The organism is Mesorhizobium silamurunense (assembly GCF_014843905.1).
In the GTDB taxonomy this organism is placed as follows: Bacteria; Pseudomonadota; Alphaproteobacteria; order Rhizobiales; family Rhizobiaceae; genus Mesorhizobium; species Mesorhizobium silamurunense.
In genome coordinates this window covers 1-12,189 of the sequence record NZ_LPVS01000071.1, presented here as the reverse complement: position 1 = coordinate 12,189, position 12,189 = coordinate 1, and the positions used below count along the sequence as shown (strand labels likewise).

Annotated in this window: 24 protein-coding genes; all 24 read right to left on the bottom strand. The window is 61.7% G+C overall.

The features are described 5' to 3' along the window. Window positions 1-79: 79 nt before the first annotated feature. Window positions 80-229, bottom strand: a complete 150-nt coding sequence (locus AU465_RS20525; RefSeq protein ID WP_192252073.1) for a hypothetical protein — start codon at window positions 227-229, stop codon at window positions 80-82. A 179-nt stretch (window positions 230-408) separates the two neighbouring features. Beyond that, window positions 409-654 carry a hypothetical protein gene (locus AU465_RS20520; protein ID WP_192252071.1) on the bottom strand — a complete coding sequence of 82 codons (246 nt, stop codon included), beginning with the start codon at window positions 652-654 and terminating at the stop codon, window positions 409-411. After that, complete coding sequence (ybiA, locus tag AU465_RS20515; protein ID WP_192252069.1) at window positions 651-1,172, bottom strand: riboflavin biosynthesis intermediates N-glycosidase; 522 nt, start codon at window positions 1,170-1,172, stop codon at window positions 651-653. The genes AU465_RS20520 and ybiA overlap by 4 nt, the downstream gene beginning before the upstream one ends. Then, entirely contained in the window at window positions 1,124-1,561 is a 438-nt protein-coding gene (locus AU465_RS20510; RefSeq protein ID WP_192252066.1) for a hypothetical protein, read from the bottom strand. The genes ybiA and AU465_RS20510 overlap by 49 nt, the downstream gene beginning before the upstream one ends. Beyond that, window positions 1,561-1,959: a hypothetical protein gene (locus AU465_RS20505; RefSeq protein ID WP_192252063.1), complete on the bottom strand. Its 399-nt coding sequence runs from the start codon at window positions 1,957-1,959 to the stop codon at window positions 1,561-1,563. Before AU465_RS20505 ends, AU465_RS20510 begins: the two co-directional genes overlap by 1 nt. Beyond that, window positions 1,959-2,768, bottom strand: coding sequence for a DUF5131 family protein (locus AU465_RS20500; RefSeq protein WP_192252060.1), 810 nt, complete (start codon window positions 2,766-2,768; stop codon window positions 1,959-1,961). The genes AU465_RS20505 and AU465_RS20500 overlap by 1 nt, the downstream gene beginning before the upstream one ends. A 1-nt stretch (window position 2,769) precedes the next feature. Continuing rightward, a complete protein-coding gene (locus AU465_RS20495; protein ID WP_192252057.1) occupies window positions 2,770-3,090 on the bottom strand; it encodes a DUF7352 domain-containing protein in 321 nt (106 codons plus the stop codon). A gap of 8 nt (window positions 3,091-3,098) precedes the next feature. Next, window positions 3,099-3,416, bottom strand: a complete 318-nt coding sequence (locus AU465_RS20490; RefSeq protein WP_192252054.1) for a helicase HerA domain-containing protein — start codon at window positions 3,414-3,416, stop codon at window positions 3,099-3,101. A gap of 65 nt (window positions 3,417-3,481) precedes the next feature. Next, window positions 3,482-3,910 carry a Ros/MucR family transcriptional regulator gene (locus AU465_RS20485; RefSeq protein ID WP_192252037.1) on the bottom strand — a complete coding sequence of 143 codons (429 nt, stop codon included), beginning with the start codon at window positions 3,908-3,910 and terminating at the stop codon, window positions 3,482-3,484. A gap of 130 nt (window positions 3,911-4,040) precedes the next feature. Further along, window positions 4,041-4,535, bottom strand: a complete 495-nt coding sequence (locus AU465_RS20480) for an RNA methyltransferase (protein WP_192252034.1) — start codon at window positions 4,533-4,535, stop codon at window positions 4,041-4,043. Beyond that, entirely contained in the window at window positions 4,532-5,200 is a 669-nt protein-coding gene (locus AU465_RS20475; protein WP_192252033.1) for a 3'-5' exonuclease family protein, read from the bottom strand. The genes AU465_RS20480 and AU465_RS20475 overlap by 4 nt, the downstream gene beginning before the upstream one ends. Further along, entirely contained in the window at window positions 5,197-5,418 is a 222-nt protein-coding gene (locus AU465_RS20470) for a hypothetical protein (protein WP_192252031.1), read from the bottom strand. Before AU465_RS20470 ends, AU465_RS20475 begins: the two co-directional genes overlap by 4 nt. Beyond that, window positions 5,415-5,744 carry a hypothetical protein gene (locus tag AU465_RS20465; protein WP_192252029.1) on the bottom strand — a complete coding sequence of 110 codons (330 nt, stop codon included), beginning with the start codon at window positions 5,742-5,744 and terminating at the stop codon, window positions 5,415-5,417. The genes AU465_RS20470 and AU465_RS20465 overlap by 4 nt, the downstream gene beginning before the upstream one ends. Further along, window positions 5,744-6,094 carry a hypothetical protein gene (locus tag AU465_RS20460; protein WP_192252027.1) on the bottom strand — a complete coding sequence of 117 codons (351 nt, stop codon included), beginning with the start codon at window positions 6,092-6,094 and terminating at the stop codon, window positions 5,744-5,746. The genes AU465_RS20465 and AU465_RS20460 overlap by 1 nt, the downstream gene beginning before the upstream one ends. A 14-nt stretch (window positions 6,095-6,108) precedes the next feature. After that, window positions 6,109-6,882, bottom strand: a complete 774-nt coding sequence (locus AU465_RS20455) for a hypothetical protein (RefSeq protein WP_192252025.1) — start codon at window positions 6,880-6,882, stop codon at window positions 6,109-6,111. After that, complete coding sequence (locus AU465_RS20450) at window positions 6,879-7,172, bottom strand: hypothetical protein (RefSeq protein WP_192252023.1); 294 nt, start codon at window positions 7,170-7,172, stop codon at window positions 6,879-6,881. Before AU465_RS20450 ends, AU465_RS20455 begins: the two co-directional genes overlap by 4 nt. Then, the gene (locus tag AU465_RS20445; RefSeq protein WP_192252021.1) at window positions 7,169-7,339 is read right to left on the bottom strand and encodes a hypothetical protein; all 171 of its coding nucleotides are present in this window, start codon (window positions 7,337-7,339) and stop codon (window positions 7,169-7,171) included. Before AU465_RS20445 ends, AU465_RS20450 begins: the two co-directional genes overlap by 4 nt. Then, window positions 7,336-7,773 carry a hypothetical protein gene (locus AU465_RS20440; protein WP_192252018.1) on the bottom strand — a complete coding sequence of 146 codons (438 nt, stop codon included), beginning with the start codon at window positions 7,771-7,773 and terminating at the stop codon, window positions 7,336-7,338. The genes AU465_RS20445 and AU465_RS20440 overlap by 4 nt, the downstream gene beginning before the upstream one ends. After that, a complete protein-coding gene (locus AU465_RS20435) occupies window positions 7,766-7,999 on the bottom strand; it encodes a hypothetical protein (RefSeq protein WP_192252015.1) in 234 nt (77 codons plus the stop codon). Before AU465_RS20435 ends, AU465_RS20440 begins: the two co-directional genes overlap by 8 nt. Continuing rightward, on the bottom strand, window positions 7,992-8,186 hold the full coding sequence (locus tag AU465_RS20430; protein ID WP_192252012.1) for a hypothetical protein: 195 nt from the start codon (window positions 8,184-8,186) through the stop codon (window positions 7,992-7,994). Before AU465_RS20430 ends, AU465_RS20435 begins: the two co-directional genes overlap by 8 nt. Continuing rightward, window positions 8,186-9,298, bottom strand: a complete 1,113-nt coding sequence (gene dnaN, locus AU465_RS20425) for a DNA polymerase III subunit beta (protein ID WP_192252009.1) — start codon at window positions 9,296-9,298, stop codon at window positions 8,186-8,188. Before dnaN ends, AU465_RS20430 begins: the two co-directional genes overlap by 1 nt. After that, window positions 9,295-10,158, bottom strand: a complete 864-nt coding sequence (locus AU465_RS20420) for a hypothetical protein (protein ID WP_192252006.1) — start codon at window positions 10,156-10,158, stop codon at window positions 9,295-9,297. Before AU465_RS20420 ends, dnaN begins: the two co-directional genes overlap by 4 nt. After that, window positions 10,158-11,342, bottom strand: a complete 1,185-nt coding sequence (locus tag AU465_RS20415) for a recombinase RecT (RefSeq protein ID WP_192252003.1) — start codon at window positions 11,340-11,342, stop codon at window positions 10,158-10,160. Before AU465_RS20415 ends, AU465_RS20420 begins: the two co-directional genes overlap by 1 nt. 11 nt (window positions 11,343-11,353) lie before the next feature. Continuing rightward, window positions 11,354-12,189: PD-(D/E)XK nuclease-like domain-containing protein (locus AU465_RS20410; RefSeq protein ID WP_192252000.1), on the bottom strand; the 836-nt coding region annotated here is incomplete at its 5' end.

Sequence of the window (12,189 nt, the reverse complement as noted above, 5' to 3'; positions counted from 1 at the left end):
GATGGGCACGTCCAATAGAAGCCGGTCTTGCCGCTCTTGAGAGGCTTCGACGACGTATAGCGCGGCAGGATGATCTCGATCAAAACTCGGCTTCTGGCGTGACGCTGGGTTCGCCCTCGGCGAGCCCCAGCACCTTGTCCAGATCCCTTTTCAGCCATAGACGACGACGCCCCTTGCCGGAGCCCGTATCAACGACGGGCTCTGGATACTCCGTGCCGACGAGGCGCAAGAATGCCTCCACGGACCGCTCGCCGACATATCCGGCCGCGAGCTCAGGCGGCATTCTGGCTGGCCAAGAGCCGGCCGGTATAATTGCCGGTTTACTCATACCCGATATCCACAGTGGTTGTGAACAGGGGGTGTTTCGCCTCGTGGGTGCTCATGGCGGGCTCCCCAGTTTCGAATGCTTCATGACAGCGCCTTTCCCCGGCGATCGGGGTCCAGCGCCTGCATCACGCACTCGACAGGATCGTCATGCTCACCCTCGGCGATGACGTCTTCTGTGCCAGGCGCGAAGACGCGAAAGCCGTAAAGCGGCTCGTCGGGGTTCACCTTGCCCTTGCCGAACAGCCAGTCCGCGCCCGGGAAGACGCGCTCGGCGGTGTCGATGGCCTCGCCGATCAGCCGGCCAGGGGTGCGCTCGGAGCTGCTCAAGCGACAGCTCCTTCAGAACGCAGCCATGCGCGGATTTCCATCCAGAGCTTGCCGAGCATATTTTGGCCGTCGCGGTTCGGCCCCCATCCCCAGAAATCGTCACGCCAGCTGTTTTCGACGAGTTCGCGATCGCCGGTCGCCAAGAGCTTGCGCCGCACATATTCGTGCTGCTCGACCTTGGCGCGGAGGATTTCCCGCATGATATCGACCTTGACGTCGTCCCAGTCGTCACGCCTCAGCCATTTCGCCCGTTCGGCGAACTTGAAGGCTTCATGGGCAGACGGAGCCGTTCTAATGGCTTCTGATAGGTCGCCGTTCTCAAATTTCTCCGAATGATAGGCATGCTCGGACGTAGGAAATATTTTCCCTTTCCAACGGAGATTGAACGACGAGAAATTCGAAAGGACGTAGAAATCCTGTTCGTAGAAGCAGACACGCTCCGGCGTATCGAGGCCATGGCATTCGATCGTCACGATGGACTCCTTGTTGCTCGCTGATGTTTCGCGCGGCCGCGCCATGCCTCCTGGAGGATGACTAGCGCGGCCTCGGTGTCGCCGCTGACGCGCCACAGGTCGTTGGCTAACGTGGTGGCGTCGATGCCGCGGGCGTCCCACCACGATTTTTCTTTTCCTGTCCGATGTTGAGCGTCCGGCCCGTCTGTGTGCTCCCACGCTGTGAGCGGAAGGCACCAACGATCATCGGCGCGCTTCGACTTGGCACGCTCCGGCTTCCCATAGCGATGATCGGCGAAGTTGATGTGCGCAGCGACACAGCCTTCCTGTCCAGACACTGCAGACGGCAGCGTTCGGATCCAGGCGAGATGGCGCGGGTTCTTCACAGGCTCGACGTCGCGGGCGCGCGCCGATGTCCTGAAGGCGGTCTTTGATGGTGCGACGCGAGACGCCATCAGTTCACCTCGTTGCCAGTGGCAACGTTCGGCTGCATGTGGCCGTCGACCTCCCAACGGAGCTTGATGACCTCGCCGGCGGCGACGCGTTGGTGGTGCACCTGGCGAAGGTTGTGGAGCAAGAGGGCGATCAGCTCGTCCTGCTTTTCGATCGGCGCTGCGCTGATCACCAGCGAGGCAACGCGGATCGCGAGCTCTGCGATGAACCGCATTTCGAAAGGCAGCAGCTCCTCGACCGAAACCTCGAGCGAGTTGCGCACGAAATTCTGCGCGACGATCGCCTTGATCACGCTTTCCGGAATCTCGGCGTCACCTTGGCGATAGCCGCGCTCGATGCCCTCGCGCTCTTTCTCGAGCATCTGCTTGAGGATACGCCGCTGTTGGTTGGTGATCGTCATCAGTGCCCCTCCGGCCACTGGCGGATCATGAGATCGTTTGGAATCATGGCATCGGTCGGCCGGAACGCAGCCGCCTGCTTCATGAAGAAGGCGCAACCTGCCCAAGCGCACTGGTCGCGGGTGGAGCGCGCCCATTCCAGCGAGAACGGCTGGCTATTCCATTTCGGCCCGCTCTTGCCGCCGAAAATGATCCAATCCAGCGCGATTCCGTTCCGCAGCGAGCCGTCGACCCACTCAATCCAGTTGATGAACTCGGCCGCCGGCTCATAGCTGATGCCGACCCACGGGATGCCGAGGTCTTCCTTGATATCGAGCAACCGGGCGCAGTCGCGATCGGCTTCAGCCTGAGTGACGACGGTGATGATGACACCGACATGCGCCGGCCACTTGCCGCCGTACTTCGGATCCCAATGCGCCGGGATCATCTTGCGAACCTGCGGCAGACGCTTCGTGCAAATCTGCCATTCCAGCTTATCGCAGCGCTCCATCACCTCGAGGTGGTCGAACCGCCAGGCATCGGAAACTTCCTTGTCGAAGAGATCGCCCATCGACAGCGTGAAGACACGCTGCCGGCGACCATTGGCTTCGAAGAACTTGTCGGCATTGCGCTGCCAGCGAAGTGGCTCGTTGCGGGCATGGTCGGAAAGCCTCCGCCGCGGCACGCCGTGCCCCCAGTGGTTTTCGCCGGTGCGCTTGTCGACGCCCTCGGCGTAGCAATCCGCGCACGCGATCGCGCCTTCGACCTTTGTACATCCCCACCAGGAATTATAGGTGGAGTCGGTCCATTTGATGCCGGTCTCGACGCCCATGTCAGTCCTCCTTCGTCAAATAATGGAAACTGCCCTTGGCGCTGGCTGAGTGGCCTGGACCGGTGAAGTAATGCCAGATGTAGCCGTCCTGATTGATGGTCCCGAGATAATCGCCGACGTGAGGCACCGTGCCATTGCCCGTCGCCACCTTGACAATCTCCAGCGGCAACCGTTTTGGGTCGGCTGCGTCCACCATCATCCAGATGCATCGCACGCCATCGCCGTCCAGCCCGACGGTGAGAAAGCTGTGCTGGCTCGGCACCATGATCGTTTGCACGCCGTCGGTGGACAGCGGGAATTTCCAGACTGAGTTCAGTCTCATGTTGCTCCTCACAAAATCTGGTGGACCCACGGCTGCAGCGCGACCTGGCCGCGCTGCGGATAGTCGACGACGCCATGTTCCGGCATGATCTGGACGTCGGCGCGCTCGCCGCCGAAGATGACGGGCTCGAAGCCCGACTTGCGCCTGCCGTCGGCGCTCAGGCGGATTCCCCACCATGTGCCGGTCGGATCGATCATGCAGACCCTGGCGCCAGCGGACATCAACCGCTCCGCAAGCGTTTTTGCCGCGTTCGACTTGCCAGAACCGGTCTTGCCCAGGATGCCGACATGGCTTTCCAACGCGCTGCTTGGGATCAGTTCGGCCATGTCGCCTCCTTCCAGTTCGAGTAGCAGCCCGGCGCCAGTTGCGCCGGGCGTTGCAGTTTCAGTTTCTAGGCGGCGCGCTTTGTGCCGAGCCCGGATGCCTTGGCAAGCCGCGACCGTGTCGCCGCATAGTTAGGCGCCACCATCGGATAGTTGGCAGCAAGCTTCCACTTCGCGCGGTATTCGTCGGGAGTGAGACCGAACACGGTGCTGAGATGGCGCTTCAGTGACTTGAACTTCTTCCCGTCCTCCAAGCAGACGATATAGTCCGGAAAGACAGACCTCCCAACAGGAACGGCCGGCGTTTTCTTCTCGACGACCGATGTTGCTTTGGTGTCGGTGAAAACCGTTTCAGACAGTGCGGCCGACACCGTCTTGATGAACTCCGGAACTTTGTCGGCAGAGATCGCATTCGAGCTGATCGCCGTACTTACGATCCTGGCAGTTTCCTCCAGGATCGATAGCTTGGTTTCCGCATTTATCGAGTCGCGTTCCATTTCAGTCTCCTTTCTCCTTGCCGAATATCGGCGCTGCAAACGGGGCCACGGGGAGCGCCCTTGGGAGCCCGCGCTCAACCCATGGCTTGCTCGGTCGCTGCTCACGATCAGCGCCCGAGGCTTTCAGATTTCAGGCCGCCGTCTCCACAAGATCAGAATTGCGGATACCACGGCTATATCGCTCGGCCTTGGCCAAGCGATCGTAGAGGATCACGTTCACAGTGGCGGCAAGATTTGAGCAGCCGCGCATCGGGATCATGACTTTATGGGCGCACCAGTCGAGATGGCGGCGGCCGAGCGTTCCGTCTTCGGGGCCAAACACGTAGAACGCCCTTGCAGGATGTTGGAATGAGGGCAGGGCCACCGCTCCCTCCACCAAATCGACCGCCACCGGGACGCAGCCGTGCGGGACCAGTTCGCGGAGATTGTGGGTGTGAAGCGTCGGGATATGCTTCCAGGCGTTGGGCGTATCGAGCGGGCTTCCCATAAAGTATTTGCCGGATGTCCTGTCCGATTCAATGGCAACCATAGAAGCGCCGTAGCAGTGCGCCGCCCGCATGGCGCCGCCGACATTGCCTGGAGATTTCGGGCGCACCAAGCCGATCGCCGCATAGCCGCGCATCATCGTGCAGCCCCGTCCAGAAAATAGCCCCGGCGTGCGCACTCGAAGTAGAGGCCCTTCAGCCGCAGAACGTCTTCCCATGCATCGTGATGTCCCTCGCGCGGCGGCATGCCGAGCATGATCTCGCACGCCTCCTCGAGAGACGGCCATTTATAATCCCCTCCATCCTGGAGCTCGCTAGGCAGCTTGCATGCCTGCTGGCAGAACGGGTGCTGAAGGTTGACGAACTCGACGTAGGGCCGCCGCAGGAACAACCGGTCGAAGGCGCTCGACGGCTTGTTCTGACTGATGGCGAACCGCGCGAAGAGACTTGAAAGCACCTTGGGATCGAAGTCGCCGAAGGTGACGACACGCAGCGCGACGTCGAGCGGCGCCGTTTTCAGCATGTCGGTAAGACAGCCCAACACTCTGGGTTCGGGGATGCCGATCTGCGATGATGCGAGGGCGGTGATACCGTGAACCTTCACCGCGCCTTCTTTGGCAGTCCGCCCGTCAGCTTTGATGATGAAGCGAAAGAATTGGATCATCATGCCAGCGTCGTTGCAGAGCGCCGCCGCGATCTCCTGGGCCCAAGGCTGGGCGGGATCATCAATCGAAAGATCCTTGCGGTAGAGACCGCTCGTTTCGATGTCCAAAAACAATACCGTGGGTGCGGTGAGATTTCTCATCGGCGCACCACCTTGAGGTGATGCCCGTTGTATTTGAAATAGAGAGGGTCTTCGACGGTATAGTTCCACCGTCGCTTGCGCCGCCACCATTCCCTCATTACGACCATCCCGTCGACGATCCCGCGGATGTGGAATTTGCGACCATGGTGAACGTTGTCTGGCGTAAAGACGTACACGAACGCCGCGCCTGGCTTGACCCATTCCGGAAGCTCGCTCAAAGCCGCATCTCCTCCAGAAAGCTGTCGAGGCCGACCGGCTTCTCCGGTGCCAGAAAGAAAGGCTTAATCTGCCCGTCCCAGTGCCCAGAGATCATCGCGCCCCAGCGATCGCGAATTTCGTGCATCCGTTGCGCTTTCAGCACGTCGACGGTGCGCTTGATGCGCCGGTCCCACTTCCGGTATTCGCGCCAGCATCGGCGATGCTCCTTGCGCGTAGCCTCAGGCAGCGTGCGGAAGCACTTACCGCAGACGATCTCTTCGTTGTCATGCTGTCGCTTGAACGTGCGACGGCAGATCGGATTAATGCATGGGGTGCGGTCGGCCATCAGGCGCTCCCCGCTGGATCAGTCGGAACGCCGCTGGCCGGTTTGCCGAGACGTTCCCATTCGCGATTGAGCTTGACGCATTGGCGGGCGAGCCGGCCAGCGGTCGCCTTCAGCTGCGCCTGAGCATCATCTGTCGGCGTGAGCTCGTCGCACCATTTCAGGAGGCTGTCCGGTCCCCAGGTGTTGCTGGCCGGGCTATCTTGGAATTTGAAGAAGACTCGATAGCCGCGCTCGCGATCAAAGGTATGACCGAAATCGATCATGCGCCCGTTCTGGCCGTTGAAGTGCAAGCCATCGGCGGCCTTGTAGAACGGTGTCGAACCAGGCGGCGCCGCGCCGATGCGCAGCATGTCCGTTCCGTCAGTCACGAGCGCTCCTCCGTGATCTGGTCGACGTTTTGGCGGATGACGGTGAAGGTGACCGCAACAACCCATGGGTTCGCCGCCCAAGCGTAGGCGCCGTCGGCGCGATCGGAGTTGAGGCTGTCCCATAGGCGGCGATACGCCGGGACGTAGTTCCGCAACTCTGTGCTGGAAACCGTCACACCGTCGCGGTGCTCGCTTCGATAGGCGGATAGCTGCCAGTCTAGTGCATCAACACCTTCGGCGAGAGCATCGTCGGAACTGATCTCCTGCAGCCGCTGGACGCGAACTTCGGTGACCGTCAGCGTGAGGCGTGACGCCCAGCGAGGCATATGCATGCCAGGACAGTTGATATATCCACGGACGGCGCTTGAACGGTCCACCATCCGAAAATAGGAAGCCAGCGCCGCATCCGGGATTTCGCCAGTGTTCGGCCCGGTCTGACGCAATCGGTTGTCAGCGGCTAGTTTAAGCTCGCAGTCGTGGCCGTCTGACCAGAACTCGAAAGCCTCTCGCACATAGAGTCGGTCGCCGATCTCAAAAAGCCTTTTCACATATTCCGGCAGGAACATGACGTCAGTGCTGTCCGAGCTGCGATCGTAGTAGGGAAAGCCCCATTGCTTCGGATCGTTGAATGGCACGCAGCGCCCGTCGGGATGCATCTCGACGGGCGTTCCGTTGCGAGTTCTCATCAGTACGCGTCTGGTTTGCGTCTTCGTGCCGGCGAGCAGCGCACGCACCATCGGACCGGAAAAGAGGATAGGCCGGTCCGTCATGCGGCGCGTCCACTTCCGCGACGGCTGCGCACCCGCCACTCACCATTCGGGAACGCGCGACATAGGTACGCGCGGATGCTGGACTTCGGCACCTCGCCGCGCAGCCTGGCGAAGATCGCGTCGACGCTCGGATCGATCTTGTAAGCGGCGAGCACCTTCTCCCGCTGCGTCTGGATGCGGACTAAACCGATGCCCCTGACGTTCTCATCGTCCAAGACCTCGGGGAGGCCGGCGCCGCGGAGCATCTCCTTGACTTCTGCTGATGTGAATCGGCCGAACGGGCTCGTCATCGCGGCTGCTCCTGTTTGGCGTTCACGGCATTGACGATCAGATCGACGATGGCGCTGACCTCGTCATCTGGTCTGTCGCGGTGGGCGTCGACGACGCAGACTTCGACGTCATCTGCGTCGACGATGCTGCCGACCTCAGTTGCCGAGGCGCGTAACGGTAGCCTCATGGCACCCTCCAATTCGGAAACGGGATTTCGGCGGCGCGCTGCCAGACGGGATAACGCCAGCCCTGAAAGCCTTTGAGAGCCTCAGGGATCGTCACCGCCGTCGCATCGCCGCACCGGCAGATGCACCAGTCTTGGATCGGGTCGCGTGGTGGGGATGCTTCGAGCTCGGCGACATCGGTGTAGACGCCAGCGCTGTCCTTTGCGCCGTGCTTCGGGTCGAAGCTGAGACCGCGCAGCGCGGTCACCGGCGCGTAGCCGCGCAGCCGGTTGTGCGCGACAACATAGAGGCGATCGCCGATCTCGATTGGCGGCCGCGTTCGCGATCGGATGTACCAGCCCCATTCCTGGCCAGACCATTTCGATCCGGCGGGATCGCCCTCGGCGATCCACTCGTGCCAGAATGACTTGGGACAGGTGACGACGAGATCAACCACGGGCCAACCCTCGCTGCACGGGCAAAAGCCCTTCGGACATCTCCCGCGCCGAGAAGCAGGCCTTGTCGATCTCTGCCTTGAGCAGATGGGCGCCCTCGGCGTGACGCTCTTCCAGACGCCAACGGAATCGGCGGATGCAGATTTCAGCCAAGGTAATGCCGTGCCGATCCATGGCGGCCTCGATGCGGTCACCAAGATCCTTCAGCTTGGCGCGGGCATCATCCATCTGACCGCTCCTTGATCATGGTCTCGATCATGGCGCCAAACGCCTCGATCAGCCCTGGCCCGGCGCCAAGCCGCGGAAGATGGTCGCGCTTCAGCTGCCGCCAACCCGCGCCGAGCATGCCTGGCGACACGGTGGCGTTGGCGCGCAGCCAGTCCTTGACCGCTTCTGGCATCGGCTCGGCCGCCATCAGATCCTCATCGGCATCAGGACGACGAGGAAGCTCTCCTCGGTGTCGGATTCGGCGGTGAAGCGGGTCGGACTGCCGGCATCGATCAACGATATGCGCGCTGTCCTGTCGGGAAGAGCGCCGAGCGCGTCGATCAGGTATTTCGAGTTGAAGCCGATCTGGATCGGTTCGGCGTCGTAGTCGAGGTCGATGGCGTCCATCGCATCACCGGCATCCGGATTGACGACGGAGAGCGTCAGTGTGCCAGGCCTGACATCGAACTTCACGGCACGGCCGCGCTCCGTCGAGATCGTGGCGACGCGATCGGCTGAAATGGCAAGCGTCTTGGCATCGACCTTCGCGATGGAATTGCTGAGCGCTGGGATCACCCGTTCGTAATCTGGGAAGGTGCCGTCGATCAACTTCGAGACGATGACGGTCTTCCCAGCAGTGAATCGGATCTTGGTGTCCGAGACCTCCAGCGTCACGTTGTCCGAAACGCCCTGGCTGAGCCGGACGATTTCGGCGACGGTCTTCCGCGGAATGATGACGCCGGGCATGCCGTCGGCGCCCGCGGGCAGGGGGATTTCCATCTTGGCTAGGCGATGGCCGTCCGTGGCGACGGCGCGAAGCGTCGGCTTGTCGCCGGCCTTGGCATGGAAAAAGATTCCGTTGAGGTAGTAGCGCGTCTCCTCCGTCGAGATCGCGAATTGCACGCTGGCGAACAGCCGATGCAGCGCTTCGCCGGTCATCTCAATCGTGTGGCCGTAGTCGGCCCCGCCCATGACCGGGAAATCTTCCGCGGGCAGCACGTGCATCTTGAAGCTGGATCGCCCCGCCTTCACCGCCATCTGCTGGTCGATGTCGAAAGCGGCCTCGGAGCCGGCGGGAACCTTTCGCATCATGTCGGCGAGGAGGTGCGCCGGCACCGTGGTCTTTCCGGCTGTGGCGACCTTCGCCGACACCGTGAGCGAAATCTCGAGATCGAGATCGGTGCATTTGATCAGCACGCGGTCGCCGGTGGCGTCGAAATACGCGTTGGAGAGAATCGGAATCGTATTACGACGCTCAGTGATCTTGCTGGCGACGGCCAGCGCGGCGGACATCGCAGAAGCTTCGACGGTGAATTTCATAGAGGAAGCGGCTCCTGGTTTGGCTGGTCGACAAGGGGATTGCTGGCCGTCGGCTGGCTTTCCGCCATGCCGTTCGCGCTTAGTTGCCGGTCGAAATCGGCGCGCTCATATTCGAGCCGCTGATCGATCTCGCGCTGCTCGAGGAGGTGGCGCGCGGTATGGACCTCGTTTTCGCGCGTTGGATCGTCCGACATCTTGCGGATGATCCAATAGAGCATGCTGTCGTCGACTTCCGACCAGGGTGTGCCCTTGCCGCCGTTGCGAAAGTCGCCGATCTTGCAGCGCGGTAGTAGCGCCGGCTCGCCGGTCCACTTCGCCAGGTCGGTGAGTGGTGCCTCGTTCAGGAGATCGCGCAGGGTGAACGCGGTGATATAGGAATCCGGCTTGGCGCGATGGATGGGCTGTGCGAGCCGGCGATCCAGGCCGGCCGGCCGCCGGAAGTAACGCAGCGCGTTATTGCTGTGCGATGGCGCCTCCGGCCAAAGCCTGACAGCCCCTTTGTACGTGCAGACCCACGGTTTCCCTTCTGTCCAGACCGGCTCGATCATCTTCTGCTCATGCTCGACGGAGTGGGCGGCGAAGGCGACGATGTCCGACGCAAGATTGTCGCGGAACACGAGCTCGGCGGCCTCGGCCCAGGAACCGGCGCCGGCGACATCCTCATCGACGATGTTGTGGATGCCAGAGCTGTCCGGCGAAATCGGCCGCCCCGGGTTCACCAAGAAGCTCAATCCTTCTTCGACGTCCCAGAGTGTGGGGTCGCCGAGCAGATCGGTCCCAGTCGCAACCAGGTCGGTGTAGCCAATCTCGACGATGGCATCGTCGTCGGTCTCAAGATCGATGACGCGAATTCTGGGCATCAAAGATGATCTCCGAAGCTTTCGGCGATGAGCCGGTCGATCTCGTCAGCGATATTGCCATCGCTTTTGCCTTCTACGCGAAGGTTGTGAAGCTTCAGGATTTCTCCGGCGAGCTGGTGGTCAGCGGTGCCTTCCGCCGGCTTGCCGTAGTCAGACCAGAAGCTCTCATGTGCCTTCTTGACGTTGTTCACCGTCGCCATGCGGCCGAGTGCGCTGGCATATTTGCGGAAGAGTTCGGCCGGCAGCCGAGAGGGAGAGCTCTGGCTGCCGGCCTTCTCATCGGACGTCCCGGTGCGGGGGGCTTGGGATTGGAGGTCGTCCGACGATTTGGATTTCTGTTCGGTCTGCTGCTCGCCGGCGAGTTGCTTTTCAGGCTCGCCTTTGTTGCCGGTATCGATCGGTGCCACTGACGAGCTGCTCAGCGCGCGTCGTTCTTCCACAAGTGGATTGTGGTCGATCGATCGCGACCGCGCGTCCGGCTCGAACGAGACGTAGTCGTCGTCGCGCTCGATGATCGTGCGCAGATTGTCGGGCAGCGACGGCACGGACTTCGAGCCACGGCGAAGCACTGTCTTGCGCGACATCTCCGGCTTGAAATTGGTCCAGCCAGGACCGTTCTTCGCCTTCGAGACGTTGCGCGCCGCCTCGATCTCCTCGAGCGACATGCGTTCGCGATGAACGATAGTTTTCTCGTCGGTCTTGAAGATCGCGTAGGCGCCGATCAGCTCGCCGCGCGGCTTGCCGAGAGGCGCCGGCTTGTGCTTGATGAACGGATTGTCGCCTTGCTCTTCATCGTAAAAGTCGTTTTCGAAAACGCACTCGGCGATGATGCGGACACCGCAGAGCTCCAGCGATCTTTTGCGGATGCCTTGAACCATCGGCATATACTGAATCAGCTTGACCCAGACGTCCTTGCCCTCGCCATCCTTCACCCTGGTGTTGAACGGCACGAGAGCGGCCTCGCGGTTGTCCGGCAGGAGATTGTCGCTGCAGCACTTCATCAGCGAGGTCTTGATGCTCGACTTGTCGCACTCCAGGATTTCGGGATTGTTGGCCACCGCAGTAATGAAGACCGTCCTGAGCCGGTCATAGGTGATGGTCGCCGGCATCGCACCGGCGAGATCTTCCGCCATGCCGTCAATCATCAGCTTTGCTGCGTCGTGGATCGCCACAGAGTTGGCCATGGGCTATTCCTTCAGTTCTTGCCGAAAAAGGCGGGGAGTTCGGTGTCGGTGATGGTGAGCGCCGGCCGCATCGGCGGCCACTCGCTCTCCTCGCCGTGCTCATCGCGGAGGCGGATGTATTCGTCGATCGCGCGCTCAACGCGTTCAGCCGCGGCCGCCTTGGCGAATTTCGCCTGCCAGTCGATGACGAGCGGCTGCGGTGCGCCCTTCGTCTTGACCATGATCCAGATCCATTTCGGCTCCGGACGGTCAAAACATTCGGCGAGGAACCCCGGGTGCGGCTCCTCGCCGAACACCAGGCCAGCTGTATGCAACTCCTTGGCGTGCCCCCACGCTCGGAAGTAATCAGCGGCCTGGATATCGTAGCGCATGCGGTCGATCGTCTTGACCGCGGTGGTCTCGATCGGGCCGGGGAACATCGGCGCGAAGCTCTTCACGTCGACGATGGCGTGCCGGAGCAGCCGGTCGAACCGCGCCTTGAGACGGACGCCGCGGTCCTCGTAGAAGATCGAGACTTCGGGTGCGCCGGAATTGAACGTGCCGTCGGTCATCACCGCGGAGAGCAGCGGGTCGCGTTGGACCCAGCGCGCCGCCACGTCGATCTGCGCCCAGCGCTTCGGCTTCAGCGCGATCTTGCCTTCGTTCTCCTTCTCCCACTTCGCCTTGATCACCTCGACGATCGGCTGCTTGGGATCGACCTGTTGAACGAGCTTTATCAGATCGCCCTTGTTCTTCGCGCTCAGTCCGGTCTGGCCGTATTGGTCGAGCCACTTCCTCAGATCGGCGACGGTGTCGAGCGCGCCATCAGGTATCGACGTCTTGTCGAACTCCTTGCAGAACTTCGCTT

Bases quoted from the DNA above. Each gene is read 5' to 3' on its own strand.
- ybiA (WP_192252069.1), bottom strand. From the start codon at position 1,172: ATGGCGCGGCCGCGCGAAACATCAGCGAGCAACAAGGAGTCCATCGTG.
- AU465_RS20510 (WP_192252066.1), bottom strand. From the start codon at position 1,561: ATGGCGTCTCGCGTCGCACCATCAAAGACCGCCTTCAGGACATCGGCG.
- AU465_RS20505 (WP_192252063.1), bottom strand. From the start codon at position 1,959: ATGACGATCACCAACCAACAGCGGCGTATCCTCAAGCAGATGCTCGAG.
- AU465_RS20500 (WP_192252060.1), bottom strand. From the start codon at position 2,768: ATGGGCGTCGAGACCGGCATCAAATGGACCGACTCCACCTATAATTCC.
- AU465_RS20495 (WP_192252057.1), bottom strand. From the start codon at position 3,090: ATGAGACTGAACTCAGTCTGGAAATTCCCGCTGTCCACCGACGGCGTG.
- AU465_RS20490 (WP_192252054.1), bottom strand. From the start codon at position 3,416: ATGGCCGAACTGATCCCAAGCAGCGCGTTGGAAAGCCATGTCGGCATC.
- AU465_RS20485 (WP_192252037.1), bottom strand. From the start codon at position 3,910: ATGGAACGCGACTCGATAAATGCGGAAACCAAGCTATCGATCCTGGAG.
- AU465_RS20480 (WP_192252034.1), bottom strand. From the start codon at position 4,535: ATGATGCGCGGCTATGCGGCGATCGGCTTGGTGCGCCCGAAATCTCCA.
- AU465_RS20475 (WP_192252033.1), bottom strand. From the start codon at position 5,200: ATGAGAAATCTCACCGCACCCACGGTATTGTTTTTGGACATCGAAACG.
- AU465_RS20465 (WP_192252029.1), bottom strand. From the start codon at position 5,744: ATGGCCGACCGCACCCCATGCATTAATCCGATCTGCCGTCGCACGTTC.
- AU465_RS20460 (WP_192252027.1), bottom strand. From the start codon at position 6,094: ATGCTGCGCATCGGCGCGGCGCCGCCTGGTTCGACACCGTTCTACAAG.
- AU465_RS20455 (WP_192252025.1), bottom strand. From the start codon at position 6,882: ATGACGGACCGGCCTATCCTCTTTTCCGGTCCGATGGTGCGTGCGCTG.
- AU465_RS20450 (WP_192252023.1), bottom strand. From the start codon at position 7,172: ATGACGAGCCCGTTCGGCCGATTCACATCAGCAGAAGTCAAGGAGATG.
- AU465_RS20445 (WP_192252021.1), bottom strand. From the start codon at position 7,339: ATGAGGCTACCGTTACGCGCCTCGGCAACTGAGGTCGGCAGCATCGTC.
- AU465_RS20435 (WP_192252015.1), bottom strand. From the start codon at position 7,999: ATGGATGATGCCCGCGCCAAGCTGAAGGATCTTGGTGACCGCATCGAG.
- AU465_RS20430 (WP_192252012.1), bottom strand. From the start codon at position 8,186: ATGGCGGCCGAGCCGATGCCAGAAGCGGTCAAGGACTGGCTGCGCGCC.
- dnaN (WP_192252009.1), bottom strand. From the start codon at position 9,298: ATGAAATTCACCGTCGAAGCTTCTGCGATGTCCGCCGCGCTGGCCGTC.
- AU465_RS20420 (WP_192252006.1), bottom strand. From the start codon at position 10,158: ATGCCCAGAATTCGCGTCATCGATCTTGAGACCGACGACGATGCCATC.
- AU465_RS20415 (WP_192252003.1), bottom strand. From the start codon at position 11,342: ATGGCCAACTCTGTGGCGATCCACGACGCAGCAAAGCTGATGATTGAC.